Source organism: Leptospira hartskeerlii, from assembly GCF_002811475.1.
GTDB lineage: Bacteria > Spirochaetota > Leptospiria > Leptospirales > Leptospiraceae > Leptospira_B > Leptospira_B hartskeerlii.
Genome location: NZ_NPDL01000001.1, coordinates 421,675 through 444,923, shown reverse-complemented (window position 1 = coordinate 444,923; position 23,249 = coordinate 421,675). Strand labels below are relative to the sequence as shown.

Genomic DNA, 23,249 nt, shown 5'->3' with positions numbered 1-23,249 from the left:
TCATATCCGAATCCCGGAAACAGGTCCATCCGTTTCCGGGATATTCTTTCGGTCTTAAACCGGTTTTTTAAGAGAAGATCGTTTTATTGCAAAACAAACTCTTTGGAAGTTCCGGTGAATTTTTTGTAAGTCCAGAAAATTCCCCAAAATTGTTTCGCCAAACCGTTGTATACGACTCTGTACGTTCCAGCTTGCTGGTTACGGATCAACCAAGTAATCGTAACTTCCGATGTAGCAGAAAGATCTCCACCTGTTCTCGCCCAATCATAAGCCGTATACGGATTATTATCGTTAGCAACGGTAGTCCAAGAACTTCCATTCTTCTTTTGGATTTCTAAATACGTATATGTATTCGGATCATAAAAAGAAGAAAGAGATCCATCCAGTTTTTTATCCTGAACTACTCTTGGATGAGAGCCTTGGAATTTAACTGTCACAGTATCTTTTACCCTATTGTACGAAGAATTTGAGTCAGTCAGAACTTTTCCAAAATCTCCTCCATCATTCACTATACCATTTTGGGATAACCAAGTTTGAATAAACTGCTGGTTAGAAAGATCAGGAGGATTAGGACCAGCAGTCGTGGAACGATTCGCTACTATATCCTTTGCGATCCTATCAAACTCTTGGATCAATGCTGCGTTTGCCCAAGGTCCATAAGCGGTAAATCCACCTTCAAAGTTCTGAGCGGAATATTCTTCTCGAGTAGTTAAATACTGAGCGTAAGCATTTGCCATTGCTCCTACAACTACGTTGGAGATCCCTGCAGGCGCAAGAGTTGTAGTCAACTTTGCTTTCAACCTTCTTCCTGCATTCGTAGTTACCTCGAAAGGAGAAGCAACAATCGCAGTGTTTCCTATCGTAATCACCTGCAATGGAAGAACTACAGGTACAAAAGGCACTTGAGGATTCGGGAACCAGAAATTATCCACTTCTCCCACAGGAAGAAGAGTGAATTTTTCTTTATCACATCCCTCATACTTTGTGGAACCCAATGCCAATTGAGCAAGAGGCCAAAGATATCCTAAAATCTGAGCGGCCCCGCTCAAGTTTGTTAAAGAATAATTTTTCTTAACCCAGGCTCCATTCTCGAATACGAAATCGTTCCGGATCTCACCTTCTTTCGCAAAATCTACAGGAGCACCTTCTTCATCTCCTGCCAAAAATCCACCACCGATCGTTGCCACACAGGTTGTATTTCCAGTACCGGTATCCCAAGGCATGGAGAAGGTCCCGATATAGGAAGGATCTACAGCAACTTTATTGTTCCAAACTACGTGAGAATGCCTGTATCCAATATTCCCAGTTAGTGTTGTAGTTGCCGCATTATATAATTCTAATGCTTTGCTTCCTTGTTTTGTTCCATGAACAATAGGGTTTTCTAAGGCATCCAAGCTTGGATCAATATCATTCGGTCTTAAGAAAGGTTTTGTAATGTCAGTCGGATCAGGAGTATTCGGACTCACATCTCCCATTGGTCCCTGAGGGAATGCAGCCACAAAGTTTCCGCCAAACGAAGTCTCGACCAGATAAGAAGCATAACCCTTATTATCGCCATGAGCCCTGCGATTCGTAATTCCGAGAGAAGTTCCGTGAACAGCGAACCAGTTCAGTAATCCGATAGGGGAACCGTCAGTACCTTCAAAACGAAGAAGGCTCATTGTCTCGTTTATATTGGAAGAATAATTTGCTTTGTCCAAGTTCCAAGCATAAGCCGCAGAAGATCTGTTATTTGCAAAATTGGAAAGATTTCCCGCAGTAAATTTAATTCTTGCTTCTCTTCTATTATTGTAAGCTGCCTTGATAGACTCAGCTATACCATTCACTACTATATTATAATGAACCTTATCAAAACCGATCACTCCGTTGAATAGATTAAATAATGTGTACCAAGAAATATTAGAAGGAGCAGAATGCGTATGTGTTGCGAACAAAAGAACATTATCATTGTTAAACGCTGAACCATAACCGTCGGCTTGTAATTTTTTAACTACACCCATCTTTACGCTTTGATACATATGGATCATATCGTTGGTAACAATGGCGACTCGCCCGCCACCTGGACGCTCGATCACGAATGCTCTGGAATAAAGCCTCATAGCTAAACCGGACATCTCGTCACCGGGACTATTATATCCAGTGCTTGATTGCACAAAAGGTCCCGTAATATCAGCCTTTGCGGCGCCCACCAAAAACACATCTGCAGGTGTAGATGTAGGTAAAGCAAGACTGTTTAGAATTGGATTAGAGCCGGATTCTTTTATCCCATTAGAAGAAACGGCTAGTTCCAATAATCTATCATCGTCTGATTTCTGATCACAACCGGTTAGGCCGAGTATCAGAGCCAATGCCAAGGTTAAAAATTTCGAATGTATGTTTTTCATTTCCCTTGCCTCCACAGTTCAGCGAAGTGGCCTAACCGAAATTTAAGGAAGGTCAAACAATTTTTAGAAAAGATGTAATTGTACACGTACGTTCGAAAAACGCATTACAAGTTTTGAATTTATTTCGAACGTCAAAGAGGCGCACCAAATAATTTTATAATTAGAATATAAGTGATCGGTACACTAATGTAAGTGAAGACTTTTACTTCTTCGCGATAAACCAATCAAAGCTGAAGCTTGCTACATTCGATTGAGTTTCGTCGAAAAGTTCTACACCAACAGTAAGACCCGCTCTTCCCTTCTTTTCGAGTTGGGCCATAAATGTGGACCATTCTTCTTCGTCGATAACTCCTTTAGAGACCACTCTGCCTTGCGCAGGTTTCTTATATTTTACTTCGGACTTACGCACTACTGGAATGATCTCAAAAGGAAGAGAGGCCACTCTGGAAAGCAAGTATTCACCTCCACTTCCTTCTGCGAGAGCGAATAACGCCGCGGCGTGTCCGGAGCCTACATGGTTTTTATATATCGGTTTATCTTCCATGACTAAGAGAGCATCCTCTCCTTGTTTAGGTCTGGAAAGCTGGATATGAACGTTGAAAGGTATAGATAAAACGTCGAATTTCTCTGTCATATACATAGTTAGAAATTTCGTTCGTTTTATATCAAATCGAAAAGAATAAGGATGATCGATTTATTCTTAGATTCGTTTGTAAAACGAATCGATTTCATTCAACCTTTATATCTCTCAATTAACATAGATCCCGCAATCCCTCCATGAGCACATGCAGTAAGTAACACTTTATTTGCTTTAGGGTCTTCTTGCAAATCCATGATCGCATTATTTACTAAACGAACTCCTGTCGCCCCGAATGGGTGGCCGATCGCAATTGATCCTCCATTAGGATTGATCTTCTTCTCATCAAATCTTTTCTCCCAATCCCAACCAGTATCCATTTTGAGTTGTTCCATTACCGCGACTGCAGTGGAAGCGTAAGCTTCATGGATCTCAATATAATCCATGTCTTCCAGTTTCAATTGTAGGTCTTCTAGCAATCCTTCTGTGGCTACAGCTTGCCCAAGCCCCATAAGATTCGGATGAACACCTTTCATTCTCCATCCGGAAAGCAGTCCTTCTATTTTTAATCCTAAAACCTTTGCTTTTTCCACAGTAGTAATGATTACTCCGGCGGCGCCATCGGAACGAGGACTTGCATTGAAGATAGAGACAGTAGGCCCGTGAGTCTTCTTCAAATCTTTTCCGTATTTTTTCTTAAAGTCTTCGAACTTACTTTGAGGATTATCGAATAGAAGCATTGCTCTTCCCATTCTACTTGGATTTTCTACGAGACCTTTCCTGAGTTCTACTGCCTCATCTATTTTCAGCATATTACCTTCCTGGTCTTTTACAGGAATGATGAATGAATCGTATCTACCTGCCATGGAAGATTCGTAAGTACGTTTAAATGATTCGAATGCAACCTTATCAGTAATCTCACGAGATAATTCATAGTTTTGTGCAAGAATTTCTGCGGTGACTTGCATTCCGTAAGAATTCTCCCCATCATCTAATCCGTCCTCCAGAGTGTCTCTTAGTTCAACTCCTTCCGGAAAATTATCAGGCGAAAGTTTATTCAATTTTTCTAATGACCCTGTTTTTTTGTTTAGGCGGGCATTCTTTACAATAAAAGGCATGTCGGTCTGGGATTCTTCACCGATCACGAGGAACACTTCTCCCTCTCCCAAGATAATTCTTCTCGCAGCCTCGGAGACCGCCTCCAATCCGGATACACAGTTATTGGATAAAGTGATAGAAGGAATTTCATCTCTTAGCCCGATTAGATTTGCGATTACACGAGCTGGATTCGGAGAACTTGGAAAACCTTCCCCCACTACGATCCCGTCTATATCTTCCTTTTTTATTCCACTTTTTTGGATAATACTCTCCGCTACGATCTTTCCTAAATGATGAGCTGGATAAGCTCCTAATCCTTTTGCTATCTGCGCGAATGGAGTCCGAAGAGGAGTGCAAATTGCGAGTTTAGTTTCGAGTTTCATCGTTTTTCTCCCGATTCAATTCCGAAAATTTTTAATTGGTGTATATACACTATTTAGACCATAAAACCGAGAACATTGAAAGCAAAAAAAAGGCCCTGAAGAAGTTTCCTTCCCCAGGGCCTTTATTCAATTCAAGAGGCTAATAATTAACCTTCGAATCTTTCGATGAGCATTGCTCCTGCAATTCCACCGTGAGCACAAGCAGTGATAACTACTTTTTTAGCTTTAGGATCTTCTTGAAGATCCATAATCGCGTTACCCACTAAACGGATACCAGTTGCTCCGAACGGGTGACCGATCGCAATAGATCCACCGTTAGGGTTGATCTTCTTCTCGTCGAATTTTTGTTCCCATTTCCAACCGGTATCTTTTTCGATTTGAACAAGAGCTGCGACTGCAGTTGCTGCAAACGCTTCGTGGATCTCAACGTAGTCTACATCTTCGATCTTAACTCCGGTGTCTTTAAGAAGTTCCTCGGTAGCATAAGCTTGTCCGATTCCCATCAAGTTAGGATCTACACCATGCATTTTCCATCCGGAAAGAACTGCTTCGATCTTTAATCCTAGAGCTTTTGCTTTTTCAACAGTAGTTAGAATAACACCGGCTGCTCCATCGGAACGAGGGCTCGCGTTGAAGATAGAAACGGTTGGTCCGTGAGATTTTTTAAGATACTTGGAATACTTGGTTTTGAACTCGTCAAATTTCATCTGAGGATTTTCAAAAAGAAGCATTGCTCTTCCCATACGGCTTGGGTTTTCAACAAGTCCTTCGCGAAGTCCAACTGCTTCATCAATAGTAAGTTCAGTTCCGTCTTCATCTTTCATTGGGATAATGAACGGAGCATATTTTCCTGCTTTAGAAGATTCTAATGCTCTCTTGAAAGATTCAAAAGCGAGTTTGTCGGTGATTTCGCGGGAAAGTTCGTAATTCTGAGCAAGGATCTCAGCAGTTACCTGCATTCCGTAAGAAGTTTCTCCGTCGCCAAGTCCGTCCTCAAGAGTGTCCCTAAGTTCAACACCTTCAGGAAGATTGTCAGGAAGAAGTTTTTTTAGTTTGTCCAAAGATCCAGCTTTCTTGTTCAATCTTGCGTTTTTCACTACGAAAGGCATAGAAGTTTGGGATTCCTCTCCGATTACTAGGAAAAGCTCTCCTTCTCCAAGAACGATACGGCGAGCTGCTTCGGAGAGAGCTTCCATACCGGATACACAGTTGTTAGAAACCGTGATCGAAGGAACTTCGTCTCTGAGTCCGATCAGGTTAGCGATCACTCTCGCGGAGTTCGGAGCGTTAGAGAAACCTTCTCCGACTACGATCCCGTCGATTTGATCTTTTTTAACTCCACTCTTTGCAATAACGTCTTCAGCCACTATGCGACCTAGGTGATGGCCAGGATAGGGTCCTAAAGCTTTCGCAATCTGAGCGAAGGGAGTTCTTCTTGGCGTACAAATCGCCAACTTTTTATCGAGTTTCATTGTCTTTCTCCAGACCTTTTATTTGGTACGTTCATTAGAATAAGATAATATTTCATTTGGGGACCCCCTCAGGAAATTCGGTGACCCTTGCGAATACTTTCAGCAAATCCTCTCCAGGTTTTTTAGGTCTGGCCTTGCTTACCGATACTACTAGCAGATCATCCATAGATTCCGCCAGGATCTCTCCAGTTTCGGAGTCGCTGACCTCTTGTCTCATACGGCTCCAAATTTTATCAAAACTATGAATCCAGGTTTGTATCTTAGCTCTTCTGCCTGCAGCGAGAGGTTTACGATAACGTATCTTTCCGCCCATGTAGAAAAGTGTGGTGTCCATTGCGACCAGATCTTCTAGGCTAAGTCCACATTCTGCAGTAAAATTCCAACGACCTTCTTCCAATAGTCGCCAATAGTGAGAAGGATTGTAATCGCCGAATGGATTTCGTTCGCAGTAAAAAAGATCCCTTTCTGCCAGTGTGCGCTCACAAGATCCGGAAAAAGAAGGTACAGATTCGAATGATAAGATCAGCTCTTCGGATGGATCTTGGGCTGCAATTAGCTGGAAAGGTTTTCCGGCTTTCTCAGTTCTTGCTAACGTTTTGATCTCTGCGGCTACTTTTCCGTTTGGATCCAAAACTTCTTGGGAGAAGGTTAACAGGCCGTCCCCACCGGAACGATAACTAGTGCGTATGGATAACTCAGTGTTTTCCATTTGTTGGGCAAGGAAGCGAATATCTGCTCCGACGGTTTGTAATCGAACTGATTCTTCGATCATTCTTTTCCAAGAATAGCCCGCTTCTTCTAAGATACGATATCTATCCCCTAGACAAGAGTCTTCATACGTCCTACTAGTGGCATGTCTTTGAGTATCTAGATCCGAAAATCTGGTTCTGACTTGTTCTTTTTCCGTAACAGACATTTTGAACCGTCCTGACACTAGCTTAGACCCCTGGGAAATCGGGGCAATAAAAAAATACAGAACGTTCGTTCTGGTTTTTTATACGCTAAACCCAAATTCTATTGACGAAACGAGGTTTTTAAGGCAATACTGAAAAAATAACGTATTTAAGCACATGACCGCTCAGAGAAAAAAAAGAGATTCCGGAGCCAGCGTCCGAGAAAGAATTCTGGATACTGCGACAGATCTTTTCTACAAACAGGGATTTTCCAATACCGGAATGAGACAGATTATCCAAGAATCCGGTTCAGTGGCTGCTAGTCTTTACGATCATTTTCCTTCTAAAAAAGAACTAGGGATCGCATACCTTGCTCGTCAGGAAGAGAAGACTCTTTCTGATCTTGCTTCTCTTATGGAAAGATATCCTGAGGTCCAAGAATTTTTAAGAGCTTGGGTGATCTTGAAAGAAAGACAGATCCGTCATCATGAATTTTTCGGAGATCCTTTTGCAGGTTTCGCAAATCAAGTCATGGATGCGGATCCCGAATATACGGAATTTTTAAAAGGTATCGCTGAGAAATGGACTAAGATGATCAGAGATTATCTGAGTCGCGCAGTAGCTTCCGGACAATTTTCCAGAAGTATGGATATTCAATATGTTTCCAGAAGAGTTCTAATGGCGTATCACGGTTCCATCACTCTCTGGAGAATGACCAAAGATCTGCGCTATATTCGAGAAATGGAAGATAGTCTCAGAGAGATCTTCGAAGAATATACCGCTAAATAAGTCGAATTCATCGCCTTGTTTTAGGTCCAAATTTGATTTTAGAAGTAGACTTATTTTTTTGAGGCTCTTCAAGTACGTCCCTTAGTTCTGTCTTCTCTGCTTGTAAAAGTTTTAAAGGACTTTCCGCACTTACCTTACATTCTTGAGCATGAGTAGCGGAGAAGTTCGTAACCGCTAACATCATCTGGGTCCAAGCAGTCATAGTTTCCGGATTTCTTTTCGCACTTTGTAATCCGTAAAGGATCGGATCTTTCATCTTATCCATCAGATTGCAGGAAGGAAAATAAATCCCGCCTCCCTTCTTCAGAAATCTAGAAACCGGAATAAAAAGAAAATTTCTGATATGGCTCGGTTTCCCCTTAGAAGCTTCCGCGAATTTCAAATAGATGATCAGATTTTTTTCCGCAAGTGTTTCCGCCTCTTTCATGGAAGCTTGATCTTTTCTTACTATGGAAGAAGATCTTGCAAATCCTCTTTCTATTTCATGCCGGATATGACGAGCACATAGATGCTGGATCATCTCCCATCCTCCGAGTACAACCGCTTGCGGACGATAATAGGCAATCGAATCATCACTTTCCAAATAGAAATGTCTTCCTTCTTTCTGGGTTAAATCATAATACAGATCTCCGATGATCACACTATTAGAGGCATGTTCTTCGGCAGAATGTCGTAATTCCTCTAGGGCGACTGCGTCCGTCAAAGGAACGAAAGAGTCGTTTCCCGCCAAAAAATCCAAACAACTGCCTATAAATTCGTGATGCTCACTATGTTCCTGGTAAGCGGTTACTTGGGGAGAATTACAGGAGAATATAAAGAATACGCAGTTAAGAAAAAAGAAGAAGATGCGAGCCATAATCCGATCGAGCGAGTGTTTCATATTCCTTGAATTCTGTCGGTCAAAATCTTAGATCCGGTTCTATAAATATTCGAATTTAGATCGATTATAAAAGTCTTCCGGATTTTTGAACCCGAAGTCGAATCTTGCTCAAAAATAAATTTCCAGTCTTAGGATTTTAGATTTGAAATGGAGGATTCTATGACTAATCTTCAGCCCTCATGAAAGAGAAAGTCAGCATTTTTAAGAAGCTCCGTTACCACTTCGATAACTTTATGTCTAAGGGAGGAGGTTCCGTATTTGCGGCGCTAATGACCCTATTCTTAGGAGCGTTCGTATTCTTATCTTTTGTGAGGATACTTGGGACATTTCTCTTTCCGGATGAGTCCATCAAAGAGTCTGGCGACTTTTTGTGGAGAGTGTTCTTGCAGATCTCAGATGCAGGAGCAGTTGCAGAAGATGGAGAATCCAACTGGTTCAATAAAATTGTCGGTATACTAAGCGTATTTTCCGGTTTAGTTTTATTCTCTAGCTTAGTTGCATTTATCACAAACCAATTCGATCAGAAAATACAAGAACTCAGAAAAGGTAAAAGTGATGTTTTAGAATCTGGTCATACGTTAATCTTGGGATTCGGAATACGGACCATTGAAATATTAAGAGAATTGATAGAAGCAAATTCTTCCGAATCAGGAAAAGCAGCAGTTATACTTGCGGACAACGATAAGGAAGAAATGGATGATTTTCTTTCCGAAAATCTAGAAAACACTAAGACTACAAAAATTATCACGAGATCCGGACTACCTTCTCATCTTCATTCCTTAAAGAAAGTAAATGCTTCGAAGGCAAAAAGTATCATCATCTTAAATCCTTCCGGTTCGGAAGAATCGGAAGAAGGTAAATCTATCGGAGATGCAAAAGTATTAAAGTCAATCATGGCACTTGTTGCATTAAACGGAGAATCCGGTTTGCCTCCGATCGTTGCTGAACTTCACGGATTAGAAAATCGAAATATTGCCGTAGATCTTTCAGAATCGGTTCGGGTCATGGATGAAAGAAGTATTCTATCCAAGTTGCTTGTGCAAACTTCCAGAACTTCCGGTCTTGCGATCGTGTATTCTAATTTGGTTGGCTTTGAAGGAAATGAGATCTATTTTTATAAGCCGAAGAACGGTTGGAGAGGCTTAAACTATTCCGAAATTTCATTTAGATTCAAGGAATCGGTTCCTTTCGGTTTTAGAAAGACCAACGGAGAAATTATTTTAAATCCCAATCCTGAATATTTACCGGAGAATGAAGAAGATGCGATCATTCTTGCGGAAGACGATTCAAAGATCAAATTCGATGAAAAGCCCGTTGCTGTAACCCCTGCACTTTCTTATCCGAACACGACTCTTTCTCGGCCAATCGACAAACAATTGATCGTAGGTTGGAATTCCAAAAGTAAGATCATCGTAGATGAGTATGCGAAATTCTCTTCTCCTGATTCTCAAATCGATCTTTTGATACATGGATCCAGCGAAGAAATCAAAACCGTTCTTGCAAAACTGAAGACAAAATATCCTCAGATCAAACTCAGATCCTTGATCGCAAATCTCTCTCAAGAAGGTATTTTGGAAAAACTCTCTCCAGAACAGTATGATTCCGTAATATTCTTAGCCGAGGAGAAGGAGAACATTGAGGAAGTTGACGCAAGGACTATCTCTCTTTTGTTAAGGTTTCGCCAATACTTCAAGAAGAAACATCAGGCAGGCGCTAAAAGGGTGGAAACTCAGCTAATCACTGAAATTATGAATTCTGAAAACACTGAGTTGGTTTTGGAAACAGGAGTGAAAGACTTTTTGATCTCGAACCAATTCGTTTCCAAAATGATGGCCCAAGTTTCCCAAGAACCGGACGTTATGAGAGTCTACGATAGCCTATTCGATCCGAACGGAAGTGAAATCTATCTTAAACCTGCATTTTTATATTTTGAGGACTTTCCAAAACGTGTGAATTTTGCAGACTGTATGTTAGCGGCCCAACAAAGAAAGGAAACCTGTTTCGGGATACGTATCGTTTCAGAAGAAACAGACGAATCCAAAGGTTATGGAGTATATTTGATCCCGGATAAGTTGGAATTTTTTACCTTACACGAGTCAGATTCTTTTATCGTTCTATCGGAAGATCAGTCTTAGTTTAACGTTTCTTCTTAGGTTTCGCTTTTTTAGGAGAAACTTTAGCCGTTTTCTTTTTAGCAGGACTTGCTTTCTTAGTCACAGTCTTTTTAGGAGAAACTTTTTTAGAAGGTACAGATGCAACTGTCTCCTTCTTCACTTCTTCCTTAGCAGCAGGCTTTTGTTTGATAGGAAGTGGGTCCTTCTTCTCTTCTGAAGTTACCAAGGAGCCTAAACACTCTATTCCTAGTGGCCCTAAATATAAATTCAAGTGTCCGTATTCAGGGATCTCTACATCATCAAAATGGCCGAGAGTAGCGCTTTCCCAAGGACGGACGATACCTTCTCCCTTTGTAAACACTGCCTGTACATTATGAAATTTTGAATAAGTTTCTACAACTTCTTTCACCAATTTGGATCCAGGCATCATCTGCCAGGTGCAAGGAAAGATTGGTGCGAGGTATGCCATATAAGTTCCGTGCATAGGAGAACCTACCACGAATATTTTTCGGACCCTATCTCTTCCTTTATAACTTAAACCTGCAGCAATAAGCCCGCCCATAGAATGACAGATCAGATAACAATCTTTGATGTTTTTCTCTATTAAGAAATTCTCAAGTATCTTACTTTTTTTACGAATATTTCCAGTTTGGAATCCAAGCGGAACCACATACACCGGATGTCCAAGAGAGATTAGATGCTTGCGCATTGCGGTCCAAGTTAGGCCTCTTCCTAAAAATCCGGAAACACAAACGATCGGGCGTTTGTATCCTTCGGTATGATCCGGAAGCTCTATAAAGATCCCCAGAATATGACAGAAAAAATAATATATATGGTGATAGATCTCGGCTAAATGCTGTACGATTACAGGACGGATATTCCCTTTTTCGGGAAGGTAAGTAAGATGGTCTCTCTTCATTCGGTTTCTGCCGCGGGCGAATATCCCGCCCTACGGTAGAATCCATTCTCAGCTCCGAGGCGCAAACAGAATTTTGCAGACCTTTTTCATCCTAATCTTTCTTAAATTTTAAAGAAGCTGAATTAATACAGTATCTTAGCCCGGTCGGCTCAGGTCCATCGGGGAATACATGTCCTAAATGACCTCCACATCTGGCACATAGAACTTCTGTGCGAGTCATTCCATGGCTTGTATCCGTTTCGGATTGGACTGACTTGTCTGCAGCAGGTTTATAAAAAGAAGGCCAGCCGCTTCCTGATTCGTACTTTGTATCCGAACTGAATAATTCTGCACCGCAAGCAGCGCATAGGTATTTTCCTTTTTCTTTATTATAATAATATTCCCCGGTAAACGCTCTTTCTGTACCTTTTTCTCTGATGATCCGGTATTGTTCGGAACTTAGGACTTTTTTCCATTCTTCCTCTGACTTCTGCACTTCGTATTTCATCTTACCTCCTTTCTTCTCATTTGGAGCTCCTACAGAATCGGAGCATCCTGAAAAAGCATATCCTAGTAAACATACAAAACCGATACTTAGTCCGATTTTACTCATGATCCTAACCTCGCCAAATACTTCGGTCCAGATCTGAAAAAGGTTACTTTTGGAAGGAATCCCTGAGGTCCCTGAAGAGTAAAAATATTCTCGTTTGTTCAAGTTGTAAAGCTCAAACATTCTTCCAAACACCTGTTCGGTTCCTTATCCTTCGTTCGTATTACAAACCAAAGTTTCTATTATGGAAAGGAAGTATGGGTAATACTTGACACAAGCTTAATAAAGAAGTACACCTAAATACCTCTAAGCGACAGGGAGCATACAAATGATTCAGGGAAACTATTTCCAGGACAATACCGACTTACAAACTCATTTTGATAATCTTATAGATTGGAAGGAGATCATAGCAGCGTACGAAGGCGATTTTCATGACGCCGCCAAATACAAGCAGACTAACGACGAAAGATTTGCATATGCACCTTCTACAGTGCAGGAAGCAATAGATTATTATAAATCTACCGTAGATGCCTTGGGAGAAATTATGGGAGACTTTGTAGCTCCTCGTAGTAAGGAAATGGACCAAACCGGTTTAAAATATGAGAACGGCAAAGTCACTTTCCCGAAGGCACAGGAAGAATGTTATAAAACCTTAAAAGATGCAGGACTTATGCCTATCTCCATCTCCAGACAATATGGAGGTTTAGGTTTGCCTGCGACTGTGCAATCCATGATGTGTGAGATAGCCGCAAGAGCAGATGCGGCGTTTTGTCTAGCATACGGAAATATTAATATAGTCGAGATCATGGAAAGATTTGCGTCCGAAGAAATGTGCAATGAATGGTTGCCTCAAATCGCCGCAGGAAAATTCAGCGCAGCCATGGCCTTAACTGAACCTAACTATGGCTCGGATCTTCCTAACGTGCAGACCAGAGCCACTCAAGATCCCGACGGTACATGGAGAATTAACGGAGCAAAACGTTTTATCACTCATGCCTGCGGATATGTGGATTCTCCTTCCGTAATTCTTACGTTAGCCAGAACAGGAAGTCCGGAAAGTGGAGCAAGAGGTCTTTCATTCTTTTTAGTACAAGGTAAAGATGTTCATGTCGCGGGAATAGAGCATAAAATGGGATTACATTGTTCTCCTACTTGCGAAGTCGTTTTCGAAAATTCCCCGGGGCTTCTGATCGGAAAAACTGGTTACGGTCTTGTGAAATATTCTATGGGAATGATGAATGCTGCAAGGCTAACAATCGCAACCCAATCTTTAGGAATTGGAACTGCCGCTTATTTCGAAGCAAAAAAATACGCTTCTGAAAGAATACAATTCGGCAAGCCGATAGAGAAGATACCTGCAGTCCGAAAAATTTTGGACAAGATGGAAAGAGAAATTTTAGCCACACGATGTCTTGTTTCAGAAACAGGAAGAGCGATCGATCTTTATCATTGGAAAAAAGAAAGAATGCTCAAAGAAGAAGGTAAAAGCGAGAGAGATGTAAACCAAGACGAAACAATCCGTCGCTGGGAAAAACTCGCAGACTTATTCACTCCTATGAGTAAATATTATGCCTCCGAAGGTTGTGTGGCTCTTGCATCAGATGCAATCCAAATCCATGGTGGAAGTGGATACACTGAGGATTACGATGTAGCGAGGATCTACAGAGATAGCAGGATCACTACAATCTACGAAGGTACAACTCAATTACAGATCGTCGCCGCAATCGGAGGAGTAGTTTCCGGAATGTCTGCGAGTGGACAACTAAGAGCTTACGCAGAAGAAGAAATGTCCAAATTTTCTCCTTCTACAGATCTTAGATCTCTTTGGGAAAAATTGGAACAAGCGGTTCATTCTTACAAATCGATAGGAGATGGTTTTACAAAAGACGAACTCGCTTTCGAAACCGTAGAGATCGCAGCAAGATTTGTGGCTGGAATGCTTTTAGAAAAATCTCTGGGTCAAGTGGATGGAGATTTGAAAAAACAGAGAACCAAACATTCACAAGATTATAATATAGATTCTTTAGCTATCGCAGAAGGGAATCTATTACGTTTAGAAAGAGCGAATAGGCAAGCTGCTGCGGCAGTTTAAAAAGAAAAACGGCCGGCGATCGTCGGCCGTTTCTTTATTCTTCCTTTTTTTCTCCAGGGAGATGAGGAATTTCTCCGATCGCAACTCCAAGAGCGATACGATTCAAAGAATGTTGATGCAACATTTTGCGATACGTGATTTCTGCATTTAACATAGAAATCCTGGAAGCAATCGCTTCGATCCTACTATTTCTACCGGAACGATAACCACTTGCCTGGCTTTGAGATGTTTCTTGAGCGGATACAAATGCCTTTTGGTATATCGCTAATATCTTTTGAGAGTTCTTAAAACTTTCGAAAGCATTTCGGATTTCCTGAGTAGCAATCCTTCTTGTTTGAGAAGCAGTAAGTTTTGCCTGTTTCTTTGCAGAGTCCGCTGCTTTTAGATCAGCCATTTGAGAAAATGGGGTCAAAGGCATTGTAATCTGCAACTGAGCAGTAATATCTTTTGAATGTGTTTGGCCGGGATAAGGAAAAGAATAATAATTATTTAATGCGATCGTAGGAGCAAAACCTACCCAAGCCTTGTCCTTCTGTGCATCCGCTACCTTAACACTTTGAAAGGCTGAAAGAACATCATATCTTTTTGCTAAATATTCTTCCGGTTCCATACCCGTTGGGAGAGGTTCCAATTCTGCTTTGAATCCTGCAACAGAGATCGGCTTTTCATAACCAACCATAGTGGCTAACGTAATACGCACCTGTTCCAATTGGAATTTTGCATCTGCAAGAACCGCTTCCGCATTGGAAAGACTTGTTTCCGAATTCAGAAGGTCCGATCTCATGATCCTTCCTACTGCATACATTCTTTTTCTTTCCTGCAAAGAGTCTTGGTTTAACTCATATGCTTCTTGGGAAATTTTAACACTTTCTTCCAATTGTAAAAAGTTGAAGTAGGCCTGTGCAATCTCCAGATACATTCTGCCTGCTTCGTGTTTTGCTTCTAATCTTCTTTGTTCGGCCAAACTTTTGGATGCTCTGTAATCTTGGTAAGAAGAAAGTCCGGCAGAGATCGGAATACTCAACAACAAACGAGAACCCGCTCCCACTGTAGGAGGAAGATTGCTTCCGGAAGTTGAAGAGGGTAATAAAGAAAGAGGATCTCCACTTTGGATCGCCTTATATGTTTTATAATTATCTACTATAGAGGGCTGCTGCGTATGACCGGGAACAGAGTAAAATTTGTTAAACACATAAGAAAGAGTAGGCATAAAACCTGCAAATGCCTTGTCCTTCTGTGCCAAAGCTTGCTCTGTCGCTTCGTTCTTTAGCGCGATCCTTTCCGTTCTTTCTACTGCGAGAATATAGAGATCATCCAGACTGAATGTTTCTTTTGCGATCGTTTTTTCCACATCCTGGGTAGTGATCCCTGTTATATTTTTTAGACTTTCTTCCACTACTCCGTCCGCGACTTTCACTTCCGGAGTGGAGGCACATTCCCAAAAAAATAAACAAGCAAGGATAGAGAATATTAATTTTTTATAATTCTTAAGAGTATCTACGTACTTCATCTTTCTCATTTTCCATAAGATAATAAGCGGCTGGAACTACCACCAATGTGATCAATGTAGAAACGATCAAACCGCCTAAAATGGTGATCGCCATCGGGATCCTAGTTTCCGCTCCCGGGCCCAAAGCCAAAGCAGGAGGGATAGCGGCCGCAATCGAAGAGAATGTTGTCATAAGCACCGGTCTTAAACGGACAGGGCACCCGATTCGGATGGCATCCGCAATATTCTTCCCTTCCCCTCTCACATGATTCACAAATTCCACCAAAAGAATTGAGTTCTTCTTCACAAGTCCCAAGAGCAGGATCAATCCTATAAAGCTATACATATTGAAGGATTGTCCTGCGATGAAAAGAGCGATTAACGCGCCCGAAAAACTAAAAGGCATGGAAAGAAGAATGTAGAAAGGCTGCTTTAAACTGTTGAACTGGCTTGCTAAGATCATAAATGACATTATGATCCCTAAGATCAAAGCCCCCGATAAGCTGGATTGTGATTCAGAAGCAGTTTTTGCGGAACCGGTAACTTCTACATGATAACCTTCCGGAAGCATTTCTCTTGCAATGCGGATGGCCTCGGTGGTCGCCCAGGTCTGTCCTTTTTCTTTAGGAGGGTTTCCGAAAATTTTAATGGATCTATCTCGGTTTACTCTAGTGATATTTTTGAGAGTGTTTGTCGCTTGAAGGACCAAAACATCTTTCAAACGGACGATCTCTCCATACGTATTCCTAACCCCGATATTCGGAATGATATCGGTGCTTTCTCCTTTGTCCTTATCGATCTTAACGCGAACATCGAAACTTCTACCATTTTCGGTAAAACGACTTACGTTACGCCCTCCCATCAAAGGCCCGATCGTATTACCAATGTTGGCCATACTCACACCACGGATCGCAGCTGCTTCTCTGTTTGGTAGAATTTTTACTTCAGGTTGTCCGGAAACATAGTCGGTATCTATGTCCAAAATCGTTTTAGAAGAATCTAATTTTTCACGAATAGAGTCCGAAAGTTTTGCGAGTGTGGCCCAATCTGGTCCAGTCAAAACCAACTCAACAGGATAACCTCGTCCGGCACTGAAACCTCTCTGAGAAAGATCTTGGACGGAAAATTTTGCTTCGGGCACAAGATCTTTCAGATCTTTTCTGAATTCTATAAATACTTCGGACTGAGTGATCTCTCTTCCTGTTTTTTTACTCTTAGGACGGTTCCCCATATCCTTCATCGTAACGAAGAACATTCCAGTATTAGATTCAGTGCCTCCCATTCCTCCCACATTGCTCAGGAATTTTTCTACAATAGGTCGAGTGCTGAGATAACCTTCTACCTTCTTCATTGCTTCATCTGTACGAATGATAGAGGAACCGATCGGCATTTTTGCGCGAACGATAAATCTTCCCATGTCTTGAGGAGGAATGAACTCCTTCTTCAATAGGAACAAAAAGATAATAGAAAACGCAAAGAATAGGACAGATGAAACGATCACGGTTCCAGGTTTACGAATTACGAATTCTAAAATTCTCCCATAAACTCTTTCTGAGAATTGAAGAAAATTCTCTATGACTGGATCCATTCTTTTAAAAAAGGAAAAACGATCCGCAGCATTCTTTAATTTAGAAAAGAATGTATCTGCAGGCAAGGTGAATGGCGATTTGGATCTTTGCTTTTTCTGTGCTTCTTTACTTTCTCTATAACGAGAAGCTCTCATTGGGGTAAAACTCAATGCCTCAAAAAGAGAAAGTGCAACCGCCACGGAAACTGTAACTCCGAATTCCAAAAAGTAACGTCCGATGATCCCTGACATAAATGCGACAGGAAGGAAGATCGCGATGATCGCAAGTGTAGCGGCTAACGCTGCGAACCGTATTTCGGACGCTCCATCTAACGATGCTTGGAACCAAGTTTTTCCTGATTCTCTATGCCTACTGATATTCTCCAATACCATAATTGCATCATCTACGACTATACCAGTCGCTAAAGAAAGACCGAGCAATGTGAATGTGTTTAATGTAAAACCTGCAAAATACAGGATCAAAAAAGTTCCCATCACTGAAGTAGGAATTGCAAGAAGAACGTTCCAAGTGCTGCTCCAATTTCCTAAGAACAATCGACAAACAATCCCTGTAAGCACCGCAGAAAGTATAAGAGTAAAAACTAATTCATGAACTGAATCTCTGATAAAAGTAGTATTATCATTGGAGATATTTAGTTCGAATCCAGGAGGAAGACTTGATCTAAGTTCTTCTACTTTTTCTTTCACCAAGTCGCCGACCTGTACAGCGTTTGCACCTTTGATCTTTTTGATCCCAAGACCCACTGCGGAAACACCGTTAAATCTGGAGATTCTTCTGATCTCGTCCAGGCCATCTTCTATCTTTGCCACTTCTCTCAAGCGAACCGGACGAAACATCGCGGCCCCGCTTCTGGAGTTGATATATATATTCGAAAATTGTTCTACAGTTGGAACATCTCCTACCGCTCTTAAGGAAACTTCGGAGAGTTTATTTTGCACTCTTCCGGAAGGAACTTCTATATTCTGTTCTGTTAATGTATTAATGATATCGGTTACTGTAAGCTCCGCTCTCAAAAGGCGGATCGGATCCAAGAATACATTGATTGTGCGGTCCACATAACCGCCGAGTATGATTTCCCCTACTCCAGGAATTTCTTGGAATTTATCTTTGAGCCTGGTCTTAACAAAGACCATCTTCTCCTGATCGCTTCTATTCGGAGCAGTTAGTGCAACCCAGATAATAGGTTGATCATCCGGATTTGATTTCATGATAATCGCAGGATCCAGATCATCCGGAAGTTTATTGCTTACCTGAGCGATCTTAGTTTGGATCTCTTGGACCGCAACATCCACATCACGTTTGAGCTCCAACTCCACAGTGATAGTCGCAGAACCGTCTGTGGAAACGGAACGAACTTCTACAACACCTTGGACTGTCATCAGGACTTCTTCAATAGGATCGACTACGTCGGTCTCCATAACTTGAGCGTTTGCCCCGGTCAAGTTGAGAGTAACGTTCACGATCGGGAAGTCGACGTCCGGCATCTGAGAAAGACCCATACGGGAGAAGCCGATACTTCCCAGCAGGATGATAGCTGCCATCATCATCCATGCAAAAATTGGATTGCGAATAGAAACCTCAGAAAGCTTCAAAGGAACCTCTTTCTATCTGTATTTGTAGGGAGGAATTTTTGTTTAGTTATAGGACCTGTCTTTTTCGCACAAGTGCCAGATTTTTTCTTGTCCGAAAGATCGGAAAAAGGTACTAAACAGAACTCATGTCGTTTCAATTATTGGATCCCGAAAAAGGAATATTTCTCTCAGAAGCAGGTTCCACGAATACCATCTTAAAAGGTAAGGAATTCCCACCAGGGTCCTGGATCCTAGCGGATTTTCAATCTTCTGGAAGGGGAAGAAAGGGAAAAACCTGGAGTATATTGGGAGACGAGCCTTTTATCTTCTCAGGTAAATTCTCCTCCGATTCTAATCTATCTTCTCCCGGGCTATTCTCCTTATATGTGGGAGTCGCGGTAGCAAAGGCAATTTTATCCGTATATCCTTCTACCAGTAAAAAAGATCTTAGGATCAAATGGCCGAATGATATCTATTTAAATGGAAAAAAAGTCTGCGGTATTTTAATTGAAACGGAAAAAGAAGGAGAAGTTTGGGATTGGATCTTAGGGATCGGAGCCAATCTTTATGGCACTGAAATTCCGGATTATCTGATCGACGCCGGATTTATCACAAGCGATCAAAATGAAAAAGGAAGAAGGGCCCGTTTTTTAGAAACCTTACTTCCTCTTCTGAACGATGCAGTATTAGCAATTTCAGATGGAGAAAAAAGAATAGAATTCATAAACGAGAAGCTTCTCTGGAAAGGAGAAACCATAGCCTGGACGGAAAGCGGAGAACAAAAAACCGCAACGCTTCTGGGAGTAAATGAAGAAGGAAAATTATTAGCCCGGACCTCGGTCGGAAACATGGTCGAATTCATTGACAGCCCCGAGGATTTTAGGTCCTTGGAGTAGAATGATTCTAGTAATCGACGTCGGCAATACCAACACAGTCTTTGGAATTTATGAGAACGGTTCTAAAGAGCCGATTTTCCATAGAAGAACAGTTACTCGTAGAGATAGAACTTCCGACGAAATGGGACTTTATCTCAAGGGTTTCCTCCGAGAATTCGAAATAGATAGCAGCCAGATCGTTGGTGGAATCTATTCCTCTGTCGTTCCTCAATTGAATCCGATCATAGAAAGAATGATCCAAGATTGGTTCCAGATAGAACCGATCAGAGTTCAATATCAAATGAAGTTACCATTCGGGATCAAATACCCAAGACCTTTCGAGATAGGCGCGGATAGATTGGTGAATGCTGCAGCGGCAGTAAAAGATCATCCTGGAAAATCAATCATCATAGATTTAGGAACCGCTACCACATTCTGCGTTGTGGATGATACTCCCGATTATTTGGGAGGGGTAATTGCTCCAGGACTAAAAGGTTCCATGGATGCTTTGACAAGAAATACTGCACAATTACCTCCGATCGTATTCCAAGCTCCCTCTAAAATATTAGGAGATTCTACTATAGAATCTATACAGGCTGGATTCTTTTTCGGATGGATAGGCCTTTTAGAAGGCATCATCAAAGAAGTTAGAGCCGCTCACGGAAATGATTATAGAGTAATAGGAACAGGTGGACTAGTAACCACCATCCATGCAGCGAATCCTAAAATTTTCGATAAGATAGAACCCCTGCTCACTTTAAGGGGACTGCAAATATTATACGAAGATAATGCAAAATGAATCTTTTGATAGTAGGGCTTGGAGGATTTTTAGGATCAGTTTGTAGATACGCAATATCTCAAACAATCGCGAAAGAATCCGGCTTATTCCCGATTTCAACATTTGCAGTAAATATAGTCGGTTCATTACTGATAGGAGTATTTTACGGACTATCTCAGGGAAAAGTTTCCGAAGAAGTTAGATTGTTTGCAACGGTAGGATTTTGCGGAGGATTTACAACCTTCTCCGCTTTTGCTTTAGAAAACCTAAAATTACTACAATCAGGAAGCTATTTTAGTTTTTTTGCATATATAATGCTTAGCACGACAGTTTGTATCACCGCCGTGCTATTAGGAGTATACGTAAGCAAATAAAAAGCGACGCTCACCTTTTAAGGAAGACGGATCTCTTTTTTAGCACCTCCCTTAGATCCCTCTAAGGTTTTAGTCTCCGGATTGATTTCCGAAAGAGAATCGTATTCGAGCTGGACCACAATCTTTCCGGTTTTATCGATCAGACCGTATTTTCCACCTTCGATAGTAGAATGTTCTCCATCACTTACTGACTTACAATCGTTACACACGATTGAGAACCCCTCTCTAATTGGAAAAGCGAAATCATAATTTGCTGGAATCACCTTTTTACAAGAGGCATCGAAAAATCCGAATTTAGAATTCTCCACAAATCGGGCCAGACCTTCTGAAAAATAATCAGGACCATTGTCGAAAGTGAATACATTCAATAAAACTTTGTTTTGAGGATCTATACAGATCCATCCGTCTTGGCTAAAAGAAAAACCTACGCCATTCTCATTAAAATCATAAGCGATTGAATATTGAGGAGAGATCTGGACTTTTCCGTTCTGGTCCTTATAGCCATAAACGCCATCCTCTTCGAAAGCAGTTAATTGTATTTTTTTATAGCAGAAAGTTAACAGAAGCAAAAAAGCCAAAATCACAAAAGGGTAAATTTTTCGATCCATAGATCCTCCAATATATCATTTATTTCTAAAAGAGCTGCTCATCGCGAAACCTACATAAGCAGACGCAATTGCGTCCCAAGAATCATCATGTCCGGTCAAATTTTCCATTCCCAAAAGAAGTTTTAAAGCTGCCTTAATATCTTTTTTATCCGCAGTTCCGCTGCCTGTGACACCTTTTTTGATCTGGGAAGCGGTCGGTTCAACCAAAGGAATATTATGTTCTCCTAATGTAAGAAGAACAACTCCTCTTGCTTCGTAAACCCTGGCTGCAGTCGTTCTATTTTTAGCAAAAAATAATTCTTCCACAGAAGCCAGATCGGGATGATACTCATCCAAAATCGCATCCAACTGCCTGCGAATAGCGATTAAGTTTACGGGACTTTTGGTTCCACTCGGAACTTCTATCGTGCCGTAAGTGAGAACACGAATTACAGACTTATCTTTTTGAAGAACGGAATAACCTAGACGATGGGACCCAGGGTCTATTCCTAAAATTTTCACCAAAAGACTCCTGAGTTAAAATTTCGCTCTTATTGTAGGAACTCCTACATGGGGTTAAAGGGCGCCCCCGCCCGGCTTCGGGTGGGGGGAGTGGCCCGTGGGAGAGCCGATTCCCCTCTATCATAAATTCCTTGAACCGGCAACCTCATTTCCTTGCGCGAAACTCTGTTGGAATTCCAACAAAGTTTTGCCAATCACCGATCCCAGAAAAGTAGAAGCCGAAGAAAAATTTCCATGGCTTCTAAAAATTTCAGCCGAATTCTTTTTCTAATTCCGGAGAAAGTTCGAAGTTAGAGTTCACACCCTGAACATCATCATGAGCTTCCAAGTTGTCGATCAGCTTCATTACTTTTTCTGCAATTTCCTTGTCGGAAACTTCTGCGCCAACTAAGGCAACAAATTTGATCTCGGATTCTTCCGATTTGATCCCCTTGTCAGTCAAAGCGGTTTGGACAGCTTCATAATCGTCAGGAGAAGTCACTACTCTGAAAACTTCCCCTTCGTTCTGAACGTCTTCTGCGCCTGCGCCAACTGCTAATTCGAATAACTCTTCTTCAGAAATCTGATCGGAAGGAATTACGATAATACCTTTTCTTTCAAAAAGACGACTAACGCTACCCGTAGTCGCTAAAGAACCACCCAACTTAGTAAGGATACTTTTAATCTCCGGAGTGGTCCTAGTTTTTTTATCAGTTACGGCTTCGACCATTATTGCGGTTCCACCGGGTCCAAAACATTCATAAAGGCATTCTTCATACACAACGCCTTCCAATTCTCCGGTACCTTTTTTGATCGCCCTGTCGATATTGTCTTTCGGCATGTTGCTGGCCTTGCCTTTCAAAACCGCAAGTCTAAGTCTCGGATTGGTATTAACATCCCCTCCACCCATACGCGCCGCAACAGTGATCTCTTTGACCACCTTAGTGAAAATCGCCCCTCTTTTAGAATCGATAGCGTCCTTTTTGCGTTTAATCGTTGCCCACTTACTATGCCCGGACATCAGATTTCCCCTTACATTTAAGAATAGATCGGTTTAAAAAATATATAAGATCAGAAGCAGGATAGTCGGCCAAAAACCGGTCCTACTTTTTCAACAAAACCCGCTTTTTCCAGTCTGTCCATCCTTTTTGGCCTCTCCCATCCCTCCGAGAAATCCAAGCAAAAAGCCGAATCCGTCCTATAAACTCTTGGCCGACCAGCCTAACAAAAATCCCTACTGAAATAACGTCGGAAAAAATCAAAAGAACATTATAAATTCATAAAATTCTTCCTGGAAAGATCTACTGTGCATGAGGACTCAGATTTTAGAAAAAGATCTCCCCGCCCTGCTTTGG

The 23,249-nt window shown here is 41.5% G+C and carries 19 protein-coding genes; 6 read left to right on the top strand and 13 right to left on the bottom strand.

Features of this window, described 5'->3' with window-relative positions:
- Positions 1-83: 83 nt before the first annotated feature.
- The 5 genes from CH352_RS02035 to CH352_RS02015 all read right to left on the bottom strand — a co-directional run bounded on the left by CH352_RS02035 (position 84) and on the right by CH352_RS02015 (position 6,830).
- Positions 84-2,384 carry a neutral/alkaline non-lysosomal ceramidase N-terminal domain-containing protein gene (locus CH352_RS02035; protein ID WP_100706396.1) on the bottom strand — a complete coding sequence of 767 codons (2,301 nt, stop codon included), beginning with the start codon at positions 2,382-2,384 and terminating at the stop codon, positions 84-86.
- Between the two features lie 202 nt (positions 2,385-2,586).
- Complete coding sequence (locus CH352_RS02030) at positions 2,587-3,018, bottom strand: YiiD C-terminal domain-containing protein (RefSeq protein ID WP_100706588.1); 432 nt, start codon at positions 3,016-3,018, stop codon at positions 2,587-2,589.
- Between the two features lie 98 nt (positions 3,019-3,116).
- A complete protein-coding gene (locus CH352_RS02025; protein ID WP_100706397.1) occupies positions 3,117-4,442 on the bottom strand; it encodes a thiolase family protein in 1,326 nt (441 codons plus the stop codon).
- Between the two features lie 146 nt (positions 4,443-4,588).
- Positions 4,589-5,914, bottom strand: a complete 1,326-nt coding sequence (locus tag CH352_RS02020) for a thiolase family protein (RefSeq protein ID WP_100706398.1) — start codon at positions 5,912-5,914, stop codon at positions 4,589-4,591.
- Positions 5,915-5,966: 52 nt separating this feature from the next.
- Positions 5,967-6,830, bottom strand: a complete 864-nt coding sequence (locus CH352_RS02015; RefSeq protein ID WP_100706399.1) for an acyl-CoA thioesterase — start codon at positions 6,828-6,830, stop codon at positions 5,967-5,969.
- Between the two features lie 154 nt (positions 6,831-6,984).
- On the opposite strand from CH352_RS02015, the gene CH352_RS02010 reads away from it, so the two are divergent.
- Complete coding sequence (locus CH352_RS02010; RefSeq protein WP_100706400.1) at positions 6,985-7,596, top strand: TetR/AcrR family transcriptional regulator; 612 nt, start codon at positions 6,985-6,987, stop codon at positions 7,594-7,596.
- A gap of 7 nt (positions 7,597-7,603) precedes the next feature.
- On the opposite strand, the gene CH352_RS02005 is transcribed toward CH352_RS02010, so the two are convergent.
- Positions 7,604-8,476, bottom strand: a complete 873-nt coding sequence (locus CH352_RS02005) for a hypothetical protein (protein ID WP_243396281.1) — start codon at positions 8,474-8,476, stop codon at positions 7,604-7,606.
- A 233-nt stretch (positions 8,477-8,709) separates the two neighbouring features.
- On the opposite strand from CH352_RS02005, the gene CH352_RS02000 reads away from it, so the two are divergent.
- Positions 8,710-10,611: a CASTOR/POLLUX-related putative ion channel gene (locus CH352_RS02000; RefSeq protein ID WP_207766666.1), complete on the top strand. Its 1,902-nt coding sequence runs from the start codon at positions 8,710-8,712 to the stop codon at positions 10,609-10,611.
- Position 10,612: 1 nt separating this feature from the next.
- Here the strand turns inward: CH352_RS02000 and CH352_RS01995 are convergent, their stop codons facing one another.
- Both CH352_RS01995 and msrB read right to left on the bottom strand, forming a co-directional pair.
- Positions 10,613-11,509 (bottom strand): alpha/beta hydrolase, encoded by an 897-nt coding sequence (locus tag CH352_RS01995; RefSeq protein WP_100706403.1) that lies wholly within the window; start codon positions 11,507-11,509, stop codon positions 10,613-10,615.
- 91 nt (positions 11,510-11,600) lie between these two features.
- Positions 11,601-11,996, bottom strand: coding sequence for a peptide-methionine (R)-S-oxide reductase MsrB (gene msrB / locus CH352_RS01990; RefSeq protein WP_207766675.1), 396 nt, complete (start codon positions 11,994-11,996; stop codon positions 11,601-11,603).
- Between the two features lie 370 nt (positions 11,997-12,366).
- Between msrB and CH352_RS01985 the strand changes: the two genes are divergently transcribed.
- Positions 12,367-14,130, top strand: a complete 1,764-nt coding sequence (locus CH352_RS01985) for an acyl-CoA dehydrogenase family protein (RefSeq protein ID WP_100706404.1) — start codon at positions 12,367-12,369, stop codon at positions 14,128-14,130.
- Between the two features lie 34 nt (positions 14,131-14,164).
- Here CH352_RS01985 and CH352_RS01980 read toward each other — a convergent pair whose 3' ends face one another.
- Together CH352_RS01980 and CH352_RS01975 are read right to left on the bottom strand one after the other, a co-directional pair.
- Entirely contained in the window at positions 14,165-15,640 is a 1,476-nt protein-coding gene (locus CH352_RS01980) for a TolC family protein (RefSeq protein WP_100706590.1), read from the bottom strand.
- Positions 15,618-18,755 carry an efflux RND transporter permease subunit gene (locus CH352_RS01975; protein WP_243396305.1) on the bottom strand — a complete coding sequence of 1,046 codons (3,138 nt, stop codon included), beginning with the start codon at positions 18,753-18,755 and terminating at the stop codon, positions 15,618-15,620. Before CH352_RS01975 ends, CH352_RS01980 begins: the two co-directional genes overlap by 23 nt.
- A gap of 170 nt (positions 18,756-18,925) precedes the next feature.
- Between CH352_RS01975 and CH352_RS01970 the strand changes: the two genes are divergently transcribed.
- The 3 genes from CH352_RS01970 to crcB are packed head-to-tail and all read left to right on the top strand — an operon-like array spanning position 18,926 to position 20,806.
- Complete coding sequence (locus CH352_RS01970; protein WP_100706406.1) at positions 18,926-19,675, top strand: biotin--[acetyl-CoA-carboxylase] ligase; 750 nt, start codon at positions 18,926-18,928, stop codon at positions 19,673-19,675.
- A gap of 1 nt (position 19,676) precedes the next feature.
- Positions 19,677-20,453 carry a type III pantothenate kinase gene (locus tag CH352_RS01965; RefSeq protein WP_100706407.1) on the top strand — a complete coding sequence of 259 codons (777 nt, stop codon included), beginning with the start codon at positions 19,677-19,679 and terminating at the stop codon, positions 20,451-20,453.
- On the top strand, positions 20,450-20,806 hold the full coding sequence (gene crcB / locus CH352_RS01960; protein WP_100706408.1) for a fluoride efflux transporter CrcB: 357 nt from the start codon (positions 20,450-20,452) through the stop codon (positions 20,804-20,806). The genes CH352_RS01965 and crcB overlap by 4 nt, the downstream gene beginning before the upstream one ends.
- Positions 20,807-20,823: 17 nt before the next feature.
- On the opposite strand, the gene CH352_RS01955 is transcribed toward crcB, so the two are convergent.
- The 3 genes from CH352_RS01955 to CH352_RS01945 form a co-directional block, all read right to left on the bottom strand.
- Positions 20,824-21,414 carry a WG repeat-containing protein gene (locus tag CH352_RS01955; protein WP_100706409.1) on the bottom strand — a complete coding sequence of 197 codons (591 nt, stop codon included), beginning with the start codon at positions 21,412-21,414 and terminating at the stop codon, positions 20,824-20,826.
- A gap of 15 nt (positions 21,415-21,429) precedes the next feature.
- Entirely contained in the window at positions 21,430-21,915 is a 486-nt protein-coding gene (locus CH352_RS01950) for a crossover junction endodeoxyribonuclease RuvC (RefSeq protein WP_100706410.1), read from the bottom strand.
- 250 nt (positions 21,916-22,165) lie between these two features.
- Positions 22,166-22,915 carry a YebC/PmpR family DNA-binding transcriptional regulator gene (locus CH352_RS01945; RefSeq protein ID WP_100706411.1) on the bottom strand — a complete coding sequence of 250 codons (750 nt, stop codon included), beginning with the start codon at positions 22,913-22,915 and terminating at the stop codon, positions 22,166-22,168.
- Positions 22,916-23,249: the final 334 nt, after the last annotated feature.

Excerpts from the sequence above, each read along its gene's own strand:
- CH352_RS02035 (WP_100706396.1), bottom strand. The coding sequence starts at position 2,384 with ATGAAAAACATACATTCGAAATTTTTAACCTTGGCATTGGCTCTGATA.
- CH352_RS02030 (WP_100706588.1), bottom strand. The coding sequence starts at position 3,018 with ATGACAGAGAAATTCGACGTTTTATCTATACCTTTCAACGTTCATATC.
- CH352_RS02025 (WP_100706397.1), bottom strand. The coding sequence starts at position 4,442 with ATGAAACTCGAAACTAAACTCGCAATTTGCACTCCTCTTCGGACTCCA.
- CH352_RS02020 (WP_100706398.1), bottom strand. The coding sequence starts at position 5,914 with ATGAAACTCGATAAAAAGTTGGCGATTTGTACGCCAAGAAGAACTCCC.
- CH352_RS02015 (WP_100706399.1), bottom strand. The coding sequence starts at position 6,830 with ATGTCTGTTACGGAAAAAGAACAAGTCAGAACCAGATTTTCGGATCTA.
- CH352_RS02010 (WP_100706400.1), top strand. The coding sequence starts at position 6,985 with ATGACCGCTCAGAGAAAAAAAAGAGATTCCGGAGCCAGCGTCCGAGAA.
- CH352_RS02005 (WP_243396281.1), bottom strand. The coding sequence starts at position 8,476 with ATGAAACACTCGCTCGATCGGATTATGGCTCGCATCTTCTTCTTTTTT.
- CH352_RS02000 (WP_207766666.1), top strand. The coding sequence starts at position 8,710 with ATGTCTAAGGGAGGAGGTTCCGTATTTGCGGCGCTAATGACCCTATTC.
- CH352_RS01995 (WP_100706403.1), bottom strand. The coding sequence starts at position 11,509 with ATGAAGAGAGACCATCTTACTTACCTTCCCGAAAAAGGGAATATCCGT.
- msrB (WP_207766675.1), bottom strand. The coding sequence starts at position 11,996 with ATGAAATACGAAGTGCAGAAGTCAGAGGAAGAATGGAAAAAAGTCCTA.
- CH352_RS01985 (WP_100706404.1), top strand. The coding sequence starts at position 12,367 with ATGATTCAGGGAAACTATTTCCAGGACAATACCGACTTACAAACTCAT.
- CH352_RS01980 (WP_100706590.1), bottom strand. The coding sequence starts at position 15,640 with ATGAAGTACGTAGATACTCTTAAGAATTATAAAAAATTAATATTCTCT.
- CH352_RS01975 (WP_243396305.1), bottom strand. The coding sequence starts at position 18,755 with ATGATGATGGCAGCTATCATCCTGCTGGGAAGTATCGGCTTCTCCCGT.
- CH352_RS01970 (WP_100706406.1), top strand. The coding sequence starts at position 18,926 with ATGTCGTTTCAATTATTGGATCCCGAAAAAGGAATATTTCTCTCAGAA.
- CH352_RS01965 (WP_100706407.1), top strand. The coding sequence starts at position 19,677 with ATGATTCTAGTAATCGACGTCGGCAATACCAACACAGTCTTTGGAATT.
- crcB (WP_100706408.1), top strand. The coding sequence starts at position 20,450 with ATGAATCTTTTGATAGTAGGGCTTGGAGGATTTTTAGGATCAGTTTGT.
- CH352_RS01955 (WP_100706409.1), bottom strand. The coding sequence starts at position 21,414 with ATGGATCGAAAAATTTACCCTTTTGTGATTTTGGCTTTTTTGCTTCTG.
- CH352_RS01945 (WP_100706411.1), bottom strand. The coding sequence starts at position 22,915 with ATGTCCGGGCATAGTAAGTGGGCAACGATTAAACGCAAAAAGGACGCT.